This is a genomic window from Bosea vaviloviae, from assembly GCF_001741865.1.
GTDB lineage: Bacteria > Pseudomonadota > Alphaproteobacteria > Rhizobiales > Beijerinckiaceae > Allobosea > Allobosea vaviloviae.
The window spans coordinates 2,015,742-2,030,670 of record NZ_CP017147.1; the positions used below are offsets into that span (position 1 = coordinate 2,015,742).

At 67.1% G+C, this 14,929-nt stretch carries 14 protein-coding genes; 9 read left to right on the plus strand and 5 right to left on the minus strand.

Annotated features, from left to right (window positions below; all coding sequences use genetic code 11):
• Position 1: 1 nt before the first annotated feature.
• Positions 2 to 1,246, plus strand: a complete 1,245-nt coding sequence (locus tag BHK69_RS09445; RefSeq protein WP_069689878.1) for an amidase — start codon at positions 2 to 4, stop codon at positions 1,244 to 1,246.
• 374 nt (positions 1,247 to 1,620) lie between these two features.
• Here BHK69_RS09445 and BHK69_RS09450 read toward each other — a convergent pair whose 3' ends face one another.
• On the minus strand, positions 1,621 to 1,932 hold the full coding sequence (locus BHK69_RS09450; RefSeq protein WP_069689879.1) for a hypothetical protein: 312 nt from the start codon (positions 1,930 to 1,932) through the stop codon (positions 1,621 to 1,623).
• 194 nt (positions 1,933 to 2,126) lie between these two features.
• Between BHK69_RS09450 and BHK69_RS09455 the strand changes: the two genes are divergently transcribed.
• The 3 genes from BHK69_RS09455 to BHK69_RS09465 all read left to right on the plus strand — a co-directional run bounded on the left by BHK69_RS09455 (position 2,127) and on the right by BHK69_RS09465 (position 4,749).
• Complete coding sequence (locus BHK69_RS09455) at positions 2,127 to 3,104, plus strand: Tim44 domain-containing protein (RefSeq protein ID WP_069689880.1); 978 nt, start codon at positions 2,127 to 2,129, stop codon at positions 3,102 to 3,104.
• Positions 3,105 to 3,248: 144 nt separating this feature from the next.
• Positions 3,249 to 4,055, plus strand: coding sequence for a 4-hydroxy-tetrahydrodipicolinate reductase (gene dapB, locus BHK69_RS09460; protein WP_069693512.1), 807 nt, complete (start codon positions 3,249 to 3,251; stop codon positions 4,053 to 4,055).
• A 10-nt stretch (positions 4,056 to 4,065) separates the two neighbouring features.
• Positions 4,066 to 4,749 (plus strand): alpha-ketoglutarate-dependent dioxygenase AlkB family protein, encoded by a 684-nt coding sequence (locus BHK69_RS09465; protein ID WP_425285552.1) that lies wholly within the window; start codon positions 4,066 to 4,068, stop codon positions 4,747 to 4,749.
• A 15-nt stretch (positions 4,750 to 4,764) separates the two neighbouring features.
• On the opposite strand, the gene BHK69_RS09470 is transcribed toward BHK69_RS09465, so the two are convergent.
• The 3 genes from BHK69_RS09470 to BHK69_RS09480 all read right to left on the minus strand — a co-directional run bounded on the left by BHK69_RS09470 (position 4,765) and on the right by BHK69_RS09480 (position 8,877).
• Positions 4,765 to 5,385 (minus strand): trimeric intracellular cation channel family protein, encoded by a 621-nt coding sequence (locus BHK69_RS09470; protein WP_069689881.1) that lies wholly within the window; start codon positions 5,383 to 5,385, stop codon positions 4,765 to 4,767.
• A 3-nt stretch (positions 5,386 to 5,388) separates the two neighbouring features.
• On the minus strand, positions 5,389 to 6,003 hold the full coding sequence (grpE, locus tag BHK69_RS09475) for a nucleotide exchange factor GrpE (protein ID WP_069693514.1): 615 nt from the start codon (positions 6,001 to 6,003) through the stop codon (positions 5,389 to 5,391).
• A gap of 108 nt (positions 6,004 to 6,111) precedes the next feature.
• Entirely contained in the window at positions 6,112 to 8,877 is a 2,766-nt protein-coding gene (locus BHK69_RS09480) for a [protein-PII] uridylyltransferase (RefSeq protein ID WP_069693515.1), read from the minus strand.
• 338 nt (positions 8,878 to 9,215) lie between these two features.
• On the opposite strand from BHK69_RS09480, the gene BHK69_RS09485 reads away from it, so the two are divergent.
• The 5 genes from BHK69_RS09485 (at position 9,216) to BHK69_RS09505 (ending at position 13,616) form a co-directional block, all read left to right on the plus strand.
• Positions 9,216 to 10,187: an aliphatic sulfonate ABC transporter substrate-binding protein gene (locus BHK69_RS09485; protein ID WP_069689882.1), complete on the plus strand. Its 972-nt coding sequence runs from the start codon at positions 9,216 to 9,218 to the stop codon at positions 10,185 to 10,187.
• A gap of 15 nt (positions 10,188 to 10,202) precedes the next feature.
• Positions 10,203 to 11,045, plus strand: coding sequence for an ABC transporter permease (locus tag BHK69_RS09490; protein WP_069689883.1), 843 nt, complete (start codon positions 10,203 to 10,205; stop codon positions 11,043 to 11,045).
• A gap of 12 nt (positions 11,046 to 11,057) precedes the next feature.
• The gene (locus BHK69_RS09495) at positions 11,058 to 11,840 is read left to right on the plus strand and encodes an ABC transporter ATP-binding protein (RefSeq protein WP_069689884.1); all 783 of its coding nucleotides are present in this window, start codon (positions 11,058 to 11,060) and stop codon (positions 11,838 to 11,840) included.
• 101 nt (positions 11,841 to 11,941) lie between these two features.
• Positions 11,942 to 12,451 (plus strand): OsmC family protein, encoded by a 510-nt coding sequence (locus tag BHK69_RS09500; protein ID WP_069689885.1) that lies wholly within the window; start codon positions 11,942 to 11,944, stop codon positions 12,449 to 12,451.
• A gap of 163 nt (positions 12,452 to 12,614) precedes the next feature.
• On the plus strand, positions 12,615 to 13,616 hold the full coding sequence (locus BHK69_RS09505; RefSeq protein WP_069689886.1) for an alpha/beta fold hydrolase: 1,002 nt from the start codon (positions 12,615 to 12,617) through the stop codon (positions 13,614 to 13,616).
• Between the two features lie 44 nt (positions 13,617 to 13,660).
• On the opposite strand, the gene BHK69_RS09510 is transcribed toward BHK69_RS09505, so the two are convergent.
• Positions 13,661 to 14,848, minus strand: coding sequence for a DNA recombination protein RmuC (locus BHK69_RS09510; RefSeq protein ID WP_069689887.1), 1,188 nt, complete (start codon positions 14,846 to 14,848; stop codon positions 13,661 to 13,663).
• Positions 14,849 to 14,929 lie beyond the last annotated feature (81 nt).

The window sequence follows — 14,929 nt, forward strand, 5'->3', positions numbered from 1 at the left end:
CATGCAGAGCTTGCGCGACATCCTGCGCCGGATTGCGGCGGGCGAGATCACGGCAGCCGGTGCGCTGGCGCTGAGCGCTGCGCGGATCGCCGAATCCGAGCCGTCCATCCAGGCCTTCGCCAGCCGCCCGGCCGAGCTCGTCGCGGGAGCGGGTCCGCTTGCCGGCATCGCCTGCGGGGTCAAGGACATTATCGACACAGCCGATCTGCCGACGCAGATGGGCTCGGTGATCTATGAGGGCTGGCGGCCGCGCTCCGACGCAGCCGTCGTGATGATGCTGAAGGCCACTGGTGCGACCGTCGCCGGCAAGACCCACACCACCGCCTTCGCCGCCAGTGATCCGGCGCCGACCCGCAATCCCCATGACCTCAGCGCGAGCCCCGGCGGGTCCTCGGCGGGTTCGGCTGCAGGGGTGGCGGCCGGCATGATCCCGCTCGCAATCGGCACGCAGACCGGCGGCTCGGTGATCCGGCCGAGCGCCTATTGCGGCGTGGCCGGCATCAAGCCGTCCTATGCGCTGCTGCCGACAGTCGGCGTGAAGCCGTTCTCCTGGTCGCTCGATACGCTGGGCCTGATGGCGGCAAGCGCCGATGATCTCGGCCTGGCGCTCGCCACGATTACGGGCCGGCCCGAACTGGACGCCGCCGCGGCGGAGTTGAAGGGCCTGCGCATCGGCGTGACCCGGCAGGATTTCGCCGGCGCGCCCGAGCAGGCTGCTGAGGCAGCGTTGCAACGCTTCTGCGAGATCGCGACCGGGGCTGGGGCGCAACTGGTCGATCTCGAAAGCCCGCAGGCCTTGTCGGAGGCCTTTCATGCCCATGTGCCGCTGCAGGGCTTTGAGGCGACGCAAGCCTTGGCCTGGGAATATGCCGAGCATCGCGAGCAGATCGCGCCGAAGCTGCGCGCCTATCTCGACGGCGCCCGCAGCGTCACGCCGGCGCAATATGACGAGGCGCGCCGGATCTCGCGGCGTGGCCGCGACGCGGCCCGCGCCTTCTTCGGCCAGGTCGATGTCGTGGTGAGCTATGCCGCCCCCGGCGAGGCGCCCGACACACTGGCCTCGACCGGCGATGCCCGCTTCAACCGGCTCTGGACCCTGCTCGGCGTGCCATGCCTGACGATCCCGGTGATGCGCGGCCCGCGCGGTCTGCCGGTCGGGATTCAGGTCATAGCTGGATTTGGCGCCGATGATCGTGTCATCGCAGTGGCGAAGGCGCTGGAAACGCGTGTTGAACCAATCCGCTAACCGAAACTGTCCCCAAAATAATTCAATGCTTTAATCAAATTTTAGCCATACTCTTGGCTGCGCCCCCTTCTCGTCACCTTGCTGCCCCCTTGCAGCCTTCGCCAGTTCTGCTAGCCTCGCGACAGGTCAATGACACAGGAGGATGTGATGAGCCTCACGCTACGTCTCGACCGTTTGGTCATGGGTGCGGCCTTCATTTTCATGATGGCAATCGTGCTGGGAGCGTTCTGACAGACGTCAGTCTCGAGTCGAATGGACCACAAGAGCCTTTGACGAGCGCCGCCGGGGAAACTCCTGGCGGCGCTTTCGTTTTGGGGCTTTGATTATGCATCGGCATGCCCCGAAAACCGGTTCCCACTTTTCGGGCCGATACTCTAGCTTTCCGGGCAGGGGTTCTCGGTGACCTCCCAGGACATCATGTTGATGACCCGGCCACAGGCGGCCAATCGCCGTCCTTGCGTCGTCCTGATGCAGGCGATGGCGCCTTCGGCGATCTTGCGGCCCTCGCTCCAGCAGTAGCAGAGCGGTTCGGGCGACTGCGCCAGACGCGGCGGATCGACAGGTATGGCGCGGTCTTGGACTCGGTCTTGGGCCCGGGCCGACGCGCCGAGCAGGAGCAACAGGGCCAAAGCCGCAAGCCAAGGCTGCGGCAGCGCCGGAACCAGTCCCGATGAGATCCTGCGCATGGCTCGATCCCTCCGCTGCCGGCCAAGCCGGTCAAGCAAACCGAAACTAGCACGTCTCCAGATGGCTCTCAAATGCTTTGCCGGAGAGAACTACGACTTTAGTCGTAGATACTTGGCGAGATCGGTCTTGTAACCGCTGTGATGGCCGACCATATTGACGGCAAGAGAGCCCGAGGGGGGCTCCGGGAGGAACCATGTCTCTGATTTTGCTCGCCCGGCGCGGCCGGGCCATCGCTTTTCTCGCTGGTGCACTGCTGATCGTCCCCATGGTCGCCGAGGCGCGGCCTGGCGGTGGCAAGAGCTCCGGCAGCCGCGGCTCGCGCACCGAATCCGCGCCGGCTCGAACGGATACTGCCCCCAACGGGGCGCAGCCCTTCCAGCGCAGCGCGACGCCGTCGCCTGCCGCTCCGATGGCGGGCGCTGCCGCCGGCGCCGCCGCCCAGGCGGCCCGGCCTTCGATGGCGCGCAACCTGATGATGGGCCTCGGCGCCGGCCTGCTCGGCGCGGGCCTGTTCGGCATGCTGTCGGGCTCCGGCTTCTTCAGCGGCCTGGCATCGCTCGCCGGCATCTTCGGCTTCCTGATGCAGATCGCATTGATCGGCGGCCTGATCTGGCTGGCTCTGCGCTTCTTCCGTCGCCGTTCCGAGCCGCAGCTCGCCGGCGCCGGCGCGCCGCTGCCGCGCGAGGCCTACCAGCCGCAGGCCCAGAACCAGGCCGCCCGCATGGGTATGATGGGCGGCGGTTCCGCCGCGCCGCAGACCCAGCCGATCCAGCTGACGGGCGAGGATTTCAGCGCCTTCGAGCGCCTGCTGACGGAGGTCAACGCGGCCTATTCCAATGAGGACGAGGCCGGCCTGCGCCAGCACGTCACGCCGGAGATGTTCGGCTATTTCGACGAGGATCTCTCGGGCAACGCCAAAAAGGGCCTTGTCGACCGCGTCTCCGAGGTCAAGCTGCTGAAGGGCGACCTCGCGGAAGCCTGGCGCGAGGGCGATGCCGACTACGCCACGGTCGCGATGCGCTTCAGCCTGATCAACGCGCTGTATGAGCGCGCCAGCGGCAAGGTCGTCGATGGCAACGCCACCGTTCCCCAGGAGGTCACCGAACACTGGACCTTCCTGCGCACGCGGGGCGGCGCCTGGAAGCTCTCGGGGATCCAGGCCGCAGCCTGATCCAGCGATACTGAATGACATGACGGCCGGGGCAACCCGGCCGTTTTTTGTTGGACCCGGGTTTTGGGTGTCGCACCTGCCGGATTCGTCCTATAGGCGGGCGGATAGGCCAACCTGCTTTCCGGAGTTCTTCTCATGAGCGACATGCGTCTTGTCGTCGTCGGCGCCGCCGGGCGCATGGGCCGGATGCTGATCAAAGCGATCCATGAGACGCCGGGCTGTGTCCTGTCGGCTGCGGTCGAGCGGCCGGGTTCTGGTGTGGTCGGGCAGGATGCCGGCGTGCTCGCCGGCCTGCCGGCCTGCGGCATCGACGTGACCGATGAGGCCCTGCCGGCCTTCGTCGAGGCCGAGGGCGTACTTGATTTCACGACGCCTGACTCCACGGTCTCCTTCGCTGCCCTCGCCGCGCAGGCGCGCATCGCCCATATCGTCGGCACCACCGGGTTGGAGCCGCAGCACCTGGCGAAGCTGGAGGCTGCCGCCCGCCATGCCGCCATCATCCGCTCCGGCAATATGAGCCTCGGCGTCAATCTGCTGGCCGGCCTCGTACGCAAGGTCGCGGCCACGCTCGGCACGGATTGGGACATCGAGATCGTCGAGATGCACCACCGCATGAAGGTCGATGCGCCCTCGGGCACGGCCGTGATGCTGGGCGAGGCGGCGGCAGAGGGCCGGGCGGTCGATCTGGCTGATGCCCGCGTCGCCGTGCGCGACGGCCACACCGGCGCGCGGCAGCCCGGCACGGTCGGTTTCGCGGCGCTGCGCGGCGGCACCGTGGTTGGCGACCACAAGGTGATCTTCGCGGGGACCGGCGAGCGGCTGGAGCTCTCCCACATCGCGGAGGACCGCAGTCTCTTCGCACAGGGCGCGGTCAAGGCCGCGCTCTGGGGCAGGGGCCGCAAGCCCGGACTCTATTCCATGGCCGATGTGCTCGGGCTCGACAGTCTCTGAGCGTCCGGGAATGACGCAACTGGGCATGACGCGCCTCGCGATCGCGCCCGGCGTAATCCATTGGCCAGGCTACCTCCCGGCCGAGGCGCAGGCCGCGCTCGTCGCCGATCTGCGCGAGGTGGCGCGGCAGGCGCCGTTCTTCTCCCCGCGCATGCCCAGGACCGGAAAACCCTTCTCGGTGCGGATGACCAATTGCGGCTCGCTCGGCTGGGTCTCCGATGAGCGCGGCTACCGCTACCAGCCGCTCCATCCCGAGACGGGCCTGGCCTGGCCGCCGATGCCGGCGCTGCTGACGCAGGCCTGGCGGGAGCTTGCGGATTATCCGCATCCGCCCGAGGCCTGCCTGGTCAATTTCTATGAGGCGAGCGCCAAGATGGGCTTGCATCAGGACCGCGACGAGCAGGATTTCGAGGCGCCGGTGCTGTCATTGTCGCTGGGCGACACCGCCATGTTCCGCATCGGCGGCACGGAGCGGGGCGGCAAGACGGTGTCGCTGAAGCTTGCCTCGGGCGATGTCTTGCTGTTCGGCGGGGAGGCCAGGCTCGCCTATCACGGCATCGACCGCATCCTGGCGGGCTCGTCGAGCCTGTTGCCGCAGGGCGGGCGGATCAATCTGACATTGCGGCGTGTGACGAGAGCGTTTTCGAGCGAAGTGGATACCGGTTCGCGTGAAGAAAACGCGTTAAAACAATGAGGCCGGAGTGACTCATCAGGACGATCCCGAGCCCGGCAGGTTCGGGAACGACCAGCCGAACAGGATCGACCCAGCCCGCAGGCCGAAGGTGGTCGCGAGGCCGACGAGCATGACGATGACCGGTTCGATCACCAGGCTCGACAGAAGCGCGGTCATCGCTGCCCCCGCGGCTGCGGCCGTGACGTAGAAATCGCGGCTCCACAGCACCATCGGCCGGTCGCCGGCCAGGATGTCGCGCAGGATGCCGCCGAAGGAGGCGGTCATCGCGCCGAGCGCGATCGCTGACAGGGAGGAGACGCCGACATCGAGCGCCTTCAGCGTGCCGGCAACGGCGAAGAGCGCAAGCCCGGCCGAGTCGGCCCAGATCAGCAGGCGCTTGCCGGCCCAGCCATCGAGCATGCCGGGCTTCAGATAAGCGATGGCCCAGGCGCCAAGCGCGACGCCCGAGCAGACGAGAACATCGCTGGGATCGCGCACCCAGAAGACGAGGCGCCCGAGCAGGAGATCGCGCAGCGTGCCGCCGCCGACGCCGGTCACCGTCGCGAGCAGGATGAAGCCGAACGGGTCCATGCCCTTGCGGGTCGCGACCAGCGCGCCAGTCAATGCAAAGACGGCGACGCCGGCGGTTTCGAGCACGTCTCAGTGGCCGGACGGAGTGCTGCCGGAGGTGTCCGGGGTCGAGGGTTCCTGCGGCTTGGGCGCGCCGGCCGAGACGCCGACCAGGGCCGGCCGCAGCACGCGCTCGCCGATCTTGTAGCCTGACTGCACGACCTTGGAGACCATGCCCTTGGGCGTTTCGGCATCGGGCGCCTCGAACATCGCCTGATGCAGGTTGGGATCGAACTTCTCCCCCTGCGGATCGATCTTGCGCACGCCGTGGCGCTCCAGCGTCTTCAGCAGGTCGCGCTCGGTCAGCTCGACGCCTTCAATCAGCGCTGCCAGAGCCGCTTCGGCTCCGCTGCGCGCGGCTTCGGGCACGCTCTCCAGCGCACGGCGCAGATTGTCGGCCGAGGCCAGCATATCGCGGGCGAAGCTCGTTACCGCATAGGCCTTGGCGTCGGAGATCTCACGCTCGGTGCGCCGGCGCAAATTCTCCATGTCGGCCAGTGTGCGCAGCAGCTTGTCCTTGAAGTCGTCGCGCTCGGATTCCAGCCGGGCGAGATCGGCCTCGGCATTGGAGGCGGCTTCATTGGCCAGTTCCTCGCTGGTCGCGGTGTCGATCTCGGGCTCTTCTTTCGCAGGCTTCTGCGTCATGGCGTCATCCAATTCCAAATAGATCGCAATTCCAGGCGGATCGGGGGCCGGCGCAGGCGAAGGGCGCAACGGCGTTCCGGGCCGATATCGGGCTTGTTGCCTGCGAAATCAAGCGCGCACGGGTGCCTTGGCCTTGGCTGCGGCCGGCTTGTCGTGATCGAAGGCGAAGACGTCGAGCAGCGCTCTGCGGATGGCGAGCTGGCGCGCGGTCGAGACGATCTTCGCCGTCGTCAGGTCGGTGACGTAGAACACGTCGACCGCCTTCTCGCCGAAAGTGGCGATATGGGCCGAGGCGATGTTGAGGTTGAGCTTCCCGATCGCAGTGGTCAGGTCGTAGAGCAAGCCGGGCCGGTCGAGCCCCGAGACCTCGAGCACGGTGTGGCGGGCCGAGAGCACATTGTCGATGATGACCTCGGGCGCGAGCTGGAAGGTCTGGCCGCGCGGCGGCGGGGCGCGGCGCTGCGCCACCAGATCCGCGATCTTGATCTCCCCCTTCAGCGCGCGCTCGATCGCGGCCGCGATCCGCTCGGCCCGGCGCAGTTCGTCGTCGTCCCGGTCGAAGGCGCGCGAGACCGAGATCGTGTCGAGCACGAGCCCGTCGGTGGTGGTGAAGATCTGCGCGTCGACGATGTTGCCGCCGGCCGCCGCGCAGGCTCCGGTGACGATCGCCAGCAGGCGCGGATGGTCGGGCGCCAGGATGGTGAGCTCGGTGATGCCGCGGAACTGGTCGGTCTCGACGGCGGTCGCTGTGGTGCGGCCCTCGCTCTCCGCCTGCCTGAGAAAGCGGGCGTGCTTCTCCTGGCGGGCGAGCTCGGTCTTGATCCAGTAGGGTGGATAATGGCGGGCGAGATAGGCGTTGCGCTCGGTCTCGGGCCAATCGGCGAGCTGTTCCTTCAGCGCATCCTGCTTCTTCTCGACGCGGGCCTTGCGCTCGATCGCGGAATAGCCGCCGGCGAGCACGATCTCGGTCTCATAATAGAGCGTGCGCAGGAGCTGGCCCTTCCAGCCGTTCCAGACGCCGGGGCCGACCGCCTTGATGTCGGCGACGGTGAGGATGAGCAAGAGCTTCAACCGCTCCAGCGTCTGCACCGTCGCGGCAAAGGTCTCGATCGTCTTGGGGTCGCCGAGGTCGCGGCTCTGGGCGACGGTCGACATGTCGAGATGGTGTTCGACCAGCCAGGCGACTGTTTCGGTCTGTGCCTCGCTCAGGCCCAGCCGGGGGCCGAGCTTGCGGGCGATCTTGGCGCCGGCGATCGAGTGGTCCTCGAGCCGGCCCTTGGCGATGTCGTGCAGGAACAGCGCGACATAGAGCGCGCGACGATTGGCGAGGTTCGGCATGATCTCGTTGGCGAGCGGATGCTCGATTTCGAGAACGCCGGCATCGATTTCCGCCAAGACGCCGATCGAACGGATCAGGTGCTCGTCGACCGTATAGTGGTGATACATGTTGAACTGCATCATCGCGACGATGCGGCCGAAATCCGGGATGAAGCGCCCCAGCAGCCCCGACTCGTTCATCCGCCGCAGCACCGGCTCCGGCGAGCGCCGCCCGGTCAGGATCTCCAGGAAGATGCGGTTGGCTTCGGGATCGTGGCGCAATTGCGCCGTGACCAGGCGCAGCGACTGCGTCACCAGCCGGCTGGTGTCGGGGTGGATGGCGATGTCGTCGCGACTGGCGATCTCGTAGAGCCGCAGCAGGTTGACCGGATCGCGCCGGAAGGCGTCGTCGTCGATCACGTTGAGGCGCTGGCTCTTCAGCGTGAAATCGGGATGGCCGAGTGCGCGCACGCGTTTGCGCTTGGCAAACGAGCCGAGCAGGCGCGAGAGCGAGGCGCGCGGCTTCTGCTGGCGCGCCTCCAGCGCCGCACAGACGATGGCGGTCAGGTCGCCGACATCCTTGGCGACGAGGAAATAGGCCTTCATGAAACGCTCGACCGGCGCCTGGCCGCTGCGCCCGGCATAGCCGATCGCGGCGGCGACCTGGCGCTGGAGGTCGAAGGACAGGCGCTCCTCGGCCCGGCCGGTGATGAAATGCATCCAGCAGCGCACGCGCCAGAGGAACTCCTCCGAACGCTGGAACATCACGAGTTCCTTGCGGTCGAACAGGCCGGCTGCGACCAGTTCGCTGACATCATCGACGCGATAGGCGTATTTCGCGATCCAGAACAAGGTGTTGAGGTCGCGCAGGCCGCCCTTGCCGTCCTTGACGTTGGGCTCGACCAGATAGCGCGAGGTGCCGGCGCGGCGCACCCGCGTCTCGCGCTCGGCGAGCTTGGCCTCGGTGAAGGCGGGCGCCGTGCCCTCCATCACCTCGGCCCCGAAGCGGCGCACCATCTCGTCGAAGAGCGACCTGTCCCCGATGAGGAAGCGCGCTTCGAGCAGCGCAGTCCGGATCGTCATGTCGGCGCGCGCCTCGCGCATGCAGTCATCGATCGAGCGCACGGAGTGGCCGACCTTCAGCTTCAGGTCCCAGAGCGGGTAGAGCATCGCCTCGACCACGCTCTCGCCCCAAGCGGTCTGCTTGTGCGGGAACAGGAACAGCAGGTCGACATCGGAGCCCGGCGCGAGCGTGCCACGGCCATAGCCGCCGACCGCGACGACGGCGATGCGCTCGGATTGCGACGGGTTGACCGCTTGGTAGAAATGCTCGCTCGCTGCGATATGCAGGCAGGCGACGATCCCGTCCATCGTCTCGGAGATGCGCTCGGCGCAGGCGAGGCCGTTGCGTGGGCCGGCGAGCAGATCCTTGGCCGAGGCGTGGCCTTCATCGAGCACGCGGCGCAGATGCGCCACCAGCGCCTGGCGCATCTCGGTGGTCGAGGGGTTGCCCAATCGGGCGATGAGTTTCGCGACGGCCTGGGCGGGGTTCTCCAGCACCTCGGCGAGCGCGAGGCGCGGCTGATCGGCGACGGACGACACGGCGGCTCACCCTCGATTCCGGGCCATGCGGCCTCGGCCCATTCCGCTCGTTAACATGCCGGCGGGATTCGCAAAGCAGATAAATTACACATTACGAGTACGTGTAATTTACAATTCAACATCGCCGGATGTCGTGTTTGACAAACAGAACGCGTGGACCTAAAAGACGGATACGCGCCGATTTGAGCCAGCAGCTTGCGGGCGCGAAATAAGTGCAGCTAAAGCGTCGGGGCCAAGGGCAGGCTTGCGAGTCGGTCCCGATCCCTGCGCGTCATCGCAACAAGGGATCGATCATGAGCATCATCACACGCCGCCGCGCCATCGCCGGTTTCGTCGCCACCTCGCTTGCCCTGGGCGCCACATCCGTCTTCGCGCAGGCCCCCAAGGAAATCCGCATCGACTACGCGACCTATAACCCCGTCAGCCTCGTGCTGAAGGAGCGCGGCATCCTCGAAAAAGCGCTCGCCCCCGAGGGCATCGCCGTGCGCTGGGTTCAGTCGGCCGGCTCCAACAAGGCGCTCGAATTCCTCAATGCCGGTTCGCTCGATTTCGGCTCGACCGCCGGCGCGGCAGCCCTGATCGGAAAGATCAACGGCAACCCGATCAAGTCGATCTATGTCTATTCGCGCCCGGAATGGACGGCCCTGGTCACCGGCGCCAAGAGCGAGATCACCAAGGTCGCCGACCTCAAGGGCAAGCGCGTTGCCGTGACGCGGGGCACCGACCCGCATATCTTCCTGGTCAGGGCGCTGGCCGAGGCCAAGCTGACCGAGAAGGACGTCAAGCTCGTCCTGCTGCAGCATGCCGATGGCCGCCTCGCTCTGGAGCGCGGCGATGTCGACGCCTGGGCAGGACTTGACCCGCTGATGGCGGCGGCCGAGGTCGAGAGCGGCGCAAAACTCTTCCACCGCAAGGCTGAGGACAACACCTGGGGCATCCTCAATGTCCGCGAGGCCTTCGCCAGGGAAAACCCGGCCCTCGTGCGCAAGGTCATTGCCGCCTATGAGGAGGCGCGCACCTATGCGCTCGCCAATCCGGCCGAGCTGAAGAAGACGCTGGTCGACTACACCAAGCTCTCCGACGTCGTGATCGAGCGCCAGCTCACCCGCACCGAGCTGACGCATTCCAGCATCGGCCAGGCGCAAGCCGATACGATCATCGCTGCCGGCCTCGCCCTGAAGGAAGCCGGCGTGCTGCCCGCGACGACCGACATCAAAGCGGCCGTCGACGATCTGCTCGACCGGCGCTTCGCCGCGACGAACTGAGGCGGTCGAGGCGCGATGAGCCCGCTGGAGATCGCGGCCGCGACGCAGGCGAAAACCCCGGGCTCGCCCGGCGCCAGCTCTCGTCGCCCCGGCTCTCGTCGCCTCGGTCTCGCCGGCTGGCTGCTGCCGATCGCGCTCGCCGCGCTCTGGGAGCTTCTGGTCCGGGCCGGCATCGCCAATGGCCGGCTGATGCCGCCGCCCAGCGTGGTCGGGCGGACGCTCTGGGGCCTGGCGGCCTCGGGTGAGCTCCTGACCCATGTCACGGCGACGCTCTGGCGCGTCGCCGCCGGCTTCGGGCTGGGAGCGGGCGTCGCCACGGTTCTGGGTGCATTGACGGGGGCTCTACCCGTCGCGCGCGGCTTGCTCGACCCGACGCTTCAGGCGCTGCGCGCGATCCCCTCGATTGCCTGGGTGCCGCTGTTCATCCTGTGGTTCGGCATTTTCGAGGCCTCGAAGGTCGCGCTGATCGCGGTCGGCGTGTTCTTCCCGGTCTATCTCGGGGTGGCGGCCGCGATCCAGGGCATCGATCGCAAGATCGTCGAGGTCGGTCGCGTCTTCCGGCTCGGCCGGCTCGCCATGGTCCGGCGCGTCCTGCTGCCGGCGATCCTGCCGGCCTGGTTCACCTCGCTGCGCTCGGGCCTCGGCCTCGGCTTCATGTTCGTGGTCGCAGCCGAGATCATGGGCGCGAGCGAAGGCCTCGGCTACCTGCTCGTGGACGGCCAGCAGCTCGGCCGCCCCGACACCATCATCGCGGCCATCATCAGCTTCGCCGTACTCGGCAAGCTGGCCGACGGGCTGCTGCTCGCCATTACGCGGCCCTTCCTCGCCTGGCAGGATCTCGGCCGCGACACGCTCTGAAAGGCATCCCCGATGCTGAGCTTCGAGACCCTCTCGAAAACCTATGCCGACGGCACGCGTGCCTTGTCGGCGATCTCCGCCAGCGTGGCGGCGGGCGAGATCCTCGCCCTTGTCGGCGGCTCTGGCTGCGGCAAGACCACCCTGCTGCGCTTGATCGCGGGCCTCGACCGGCCGAGCGCCGGGCGCATCCTGCTCGATGGCGAGGCGATCCATGAACCGCGCGCCGATGTCGGGGTGATCTTCCAGGAGCCGCGATTGTTTCCCTGGCTCAGCGTCACCGACAATGTCGCTTTCGGGCTCTCGCATCTCTCCGCCTTCGAGCGCGAGGGGCTGGTGACCAATGCGCTCGTCCGGGTCGGGCTCGCCGGCTATGAGAAACGCTGGCCGCGCGAGCTCTCCGGCGGCCAGCAGCAGCGTGTCGCCATCGCCCGGGCGCTGATCACCCGGCCGAAGCTGCTGCTGATGGACGAGCCGTTCTCGGCGCTCGACGCCACGACGCGCGCGAGCCTGCACGGCCATCTGCTGGCGCTCTGGCAGGAAAGCCGGCCGACCGTGGTGATGGTCACGCATGATGTCGAGGAGGCGGTGACCCTGGCCGACCGCATCATCGTGATGCAGCCCAAGCCCGGCCGCATCTTCGACGAGCTCGACAATCCGCTTGCCCGCCCGCGCGATCGGCTCTCGCCCTCCTTCGAGGCGAGCAAGCGCGAGGTTTTGCGCACGCTTGATCGTTCGCTGCGCGACGAGGAGCCGCAGCAGCACAAGACCGCCGAGACGGCGGGGATGTGGTGGTAAGGCGCTGCCCGGCTCTGGCCTGATCCGGTCGGCAGCATTATCTGCGACGGGCATCGTCGCTTGTCTTGAGAAGCGATGCTTATCCTGAGAAGGTTGAAACCATGGACATCACAGCCCTGCGCGCCCTCCAGGCCCCGCTCAAGGACCAGTATCGCGAGACGCCCGATGCGGCCGTCATCACGCTGAAGGCGCGGGGCGAGCTCGACGACCAGCACATCGCCTGCAAGGTCGAGACCGGCCGCGCCATCGCGCTTGCCGGCCTGCATCCGGCGACTGGCGGTTCCGGTGCCGAGCTCTGCTCCGGCGATATGCTGCTGGAGGCGCTCGTTGCCTGCGCCGGCGTGACGCTGAAGGCGGTCGCGACCGCGCTCGAGATCGACTTGAAGAAGGGCACTGTCCGGGCCGAGGGCGATCTCGATTTCCGCGGCACGCTCGGCGTCGCCAAGGACGCGCCCGTCGGCTTCAAGGCGATCCGCCTCTCCTTCGACGTCGAGACCGACGCCCCGCAGGAGAAGCTTGACACGCTGCTGAAGCTGACCGAGCGCTATTGCGTGGTGTTCCAGACCTTGAACGTCAAGCCGGAGCTCTCAGCGGCGCTGACGCGCGGCTGACGCTAGGGTAGTTGCCGCAGCGTTCGCTCAGCGGATCGTGATCCGGGCCGGGCGAGATGGCGGGAGCCGGTCACGTCTTCGCAGACTAAAAGTTTGAGAGCATTGCTCCAGCGAAAAACCGGTGCCCACTTTTTTGCGCAATGCTCTGAAGGAAGGACGCTCCATGCGTATCGCCACCGCAGCCGCCATTCTGTTCGCCCTGGCAGCGCCGGCCAGCGCCCAGCAAGCGGGCGTTGCCGCCTATGGGCCCCGGTTGGAAGGCTTCGATTACGCCTATCCGGTCAAGATCCACGGCTTCACCTCGCAGCGTCAGCCGCTCGAGATGGCCTATCTCGACATTCCGGCGAGCGGCCAGGCGAATGGTCAGACCGTCATGCTGCTGCATGGCAAGAATTTCTGCGCCGGAACCTGGGACGCGACCATCAAGGTCCTGACGCAGGCCGGCTACCGCGTCGTGGCGCCCGACCAGATCGGCTTCTGCAAATCATCTAAGCCGCCGGGTTACCAGTTCAGCTTTCAGCAATTGGCGGCCAATACGGCGGGGCTGCTGAAGGAACTCGGCATTCAGCGCGTCATCGTTGTGGGGCATTCAATGGGCGGCATGCTCGCGGCCCGCTATGCGCTGATGTATCCTGGGACGGTCGAGCGCCTCGTGCTGGTCGATCCGCTCGGGCTCGAGGACTGGCAGGCGAAGGGCGTTCCCTATGCCACGCTCGACGCGGCCTTTCAGGGCGAGCTGAAGACCAGCTCCGAGAGCATCAAGGCCTATCAGCAGCGCTTCTACTACAACGGCAACTGGAAGCCCGAATACGACCAATGGGTCGCGATGCTCGCGGGGATGTATGCCGGCGACGGCAAGCAGGCCGTCGCCTGGAATCAGGCGCAGACCTCCGACATGGTCTTCACCCAGCCGGTCGTCCATGAATTCCCGAATATCCAGGTGCCGACGACCCTGATGATCGGCGGCAAGGACCGCACCGCTCCGGGAGCCAACCGCGCCACGCCCGAGCTGCAGAAGACGCTCGGCCTCTATCAACAGCTTGGACGGGAGGCCGCCAAGGCCATTCCCAATGCGCGGCTCGTCGAATTCCCCGAACTTGGCCACTCCCCGCAGGTCGAGGCGCCCGAGGAGTTTCACAAGGCGCTGCTCCAGGTACTCAGGTAAGGGCAGCTGCTCAAGTAAGGGTTAGAGCGCCGGCGAGGCCAGGCTCACTCCGCCGCGGCCTTCAGCGCCAGCCCCTTGGCGAAGGGCAGCGTCGGTTCGGCTGCCTTGGCGTCGTCGAATTCAAGCGCGCCGATCCTCTCGCCGCGGCTGGCGATCTTGCCGGCCGAGGTACGGATGCCGGAGACATCCTCCTGGGCCTGGCGGAAATGCTGGTCGAGTTTCTCGGCCCGGTCGCCAAGGCGGCGCACATCGGCGAGCAGCTTGCCGACTTCGGACTGGATCACCTGCGCCTCCTCGCGCATGCGGGCGTCGCGCACCAGCGACTGCATCAACTGGATCGCGAGCGCCAGCAGCGAGGGCGAGACGATCATGATCCGGGCGCGATGCGCCTTCTGGATCACATCGTCGAAATGCTCGTGCAGATCGGCATAGATCGATTCCGACGGCACGAAGAGCAGGGCCAGATCCTGCGTCTCGCCCGGCAGGAAGTAACGCTCGGCGATGTCCTTCACATGCACGCCGACATCATTGCGGACGCGCACGCCTGCCGCCTTCTTCGCCTCGTCGCCGCGCGCCTCGCGCAGCATGGTGAAGCTTTCCAGCGGGAATTTCGCGTCGATCACCAGGCCGCGCCCGTCGCCGGGCAGCGTCACCATGCAGTCGGGCCGCTTGCCGTTGGAGAGTTGGGGCTGGAAGGCGAAGAAGGCGGCGGGCAGCCCGTCGCGGATGATCGCTTCCATGCGACCCTGGCCATAGGCGCCGCGGGCCTGCTTGTTCGAGAGCACATCCTTCAGCGTCACCACCTCGGAGGTGAGGTCGGTCAGGTTCTTCTGGGCGGAGTCGATGACGGCGAGCCGCTCCTGCAATTTGCCGAGGCTCTCCGAGGTCTGGCGGACATTCTGCTCCAGCCCGGCGCCGACCTGCTGGCGCAAACCATCCATCCGCTCGGCGACGAGGCGGGCGAGATCGCCCTGCCGCGTCGAGAGGATCTCGGCCATCGACTGCAGGCGGCCTGACAGCTCTGCCTGGCTGCGGTTCATTTCGGCGACCTTGTCGTCCATCTCGCGGGCGCGCTCAGTCGCCATGGCGGCCTCGAGCGCGCGCCGTGAGGCGCCGCGCCAGGACGAGACGACGACCAGCACGAGCAGGAGGAGACTCAAGCCGGCGAAGCCGAGCGCGGCCTCGGCCCAGGTCACGGGACGGTCGAGCAGGATGAAGGCGATCTCTTTCATCGGAAGAGCCTAGCAGATTCGGGTGATGATTCCGAACGAAAGCGGAACAGTTTGACCGCTTGCGTACAAGTGCTTATGTCG

Coding starts and splice junctions, on each gene's coding strand:
- BHK69_RS09445 (WP_069689878.1), top strand. CDS start 2: ATGCAGAGCTTGCGCGACATCCTGCGCCGGATTGCGGCGGGCGAGATC.
- BHK69_RS09450 (WP_069689879.1), bottom strand. CDS start 1,932: ATGCGCAGGATCTCATCGGGACTGGTTCCGGCGCTGCCGCAGCCTTGG.
- BHK69_RS09455 (WP_069689880.1), top strand. CDS start 2,127: ATGTCTCTGATTTTGCTCGCCCGGCGCGGCCGGGCCATCGCTTTTCTC.
- dapB (WP_069693512.1), top strand. CDS start 3,249: ATGCGTCTTGTCGTCGTCGGCGCCGCCGGGCGCATGGGCCGGATGCTG.
- BHK69_RS09465 (WP_425285552.1), top strand. CDS start 4,066: ATGACGCAACTGGGCATGACGCGCCTCGCGATCGCGCCCGGCGTAATC.
- grpE (WP_069693514.1), bottom strand. CDS start 6,003: ATGACGCAGAAGCCTGCGAAAGAAGAGCCCGAGATCGACACCGCGACC.
- BHK69_RS09485 (WP_069689882.1), top strand. CDS start 9,216: ATGAGCATCATCACACGCCGCCGCGCCATCGCCGGTTTCGTCGCCACC.
- BHK69_RS09490 (WP_069689883.1), top strand. CDS start 10,203: ATGAGCCCGCTGGAGATCGCGGCCGCGACGCAGGCGAAAACCCCGGGC.
- BHK69_RS09495 (WP_069689884.1), top strand. CDS start 11,058: ATGCTGAGCTTCGAGACCCTCTCGAAAACCTATGCCGACGGCACGCGT.
- BHK69_RS09500 (WP_069689885.1), top strand. CDS start 11,942: ATGGACATCACAGCCCTGCGCGCCCTCCAGGCCCCGCTCAAGGACCAG.
- BHK69_RS09505 (WP_069689886.1), top strand. CDS start 12,615: ATGCGTATCGCCACCGCAGCCGCCATTCTGTTCGCCCTGGCAGCGCCG.
- BHK69_RS09510 (WP_069689887.1), bottom strand. CDS start 14,848: ATGAAAGAGATCGCCTTCATCCTGCTCGACCGTCCCGTGACCTGGGCC.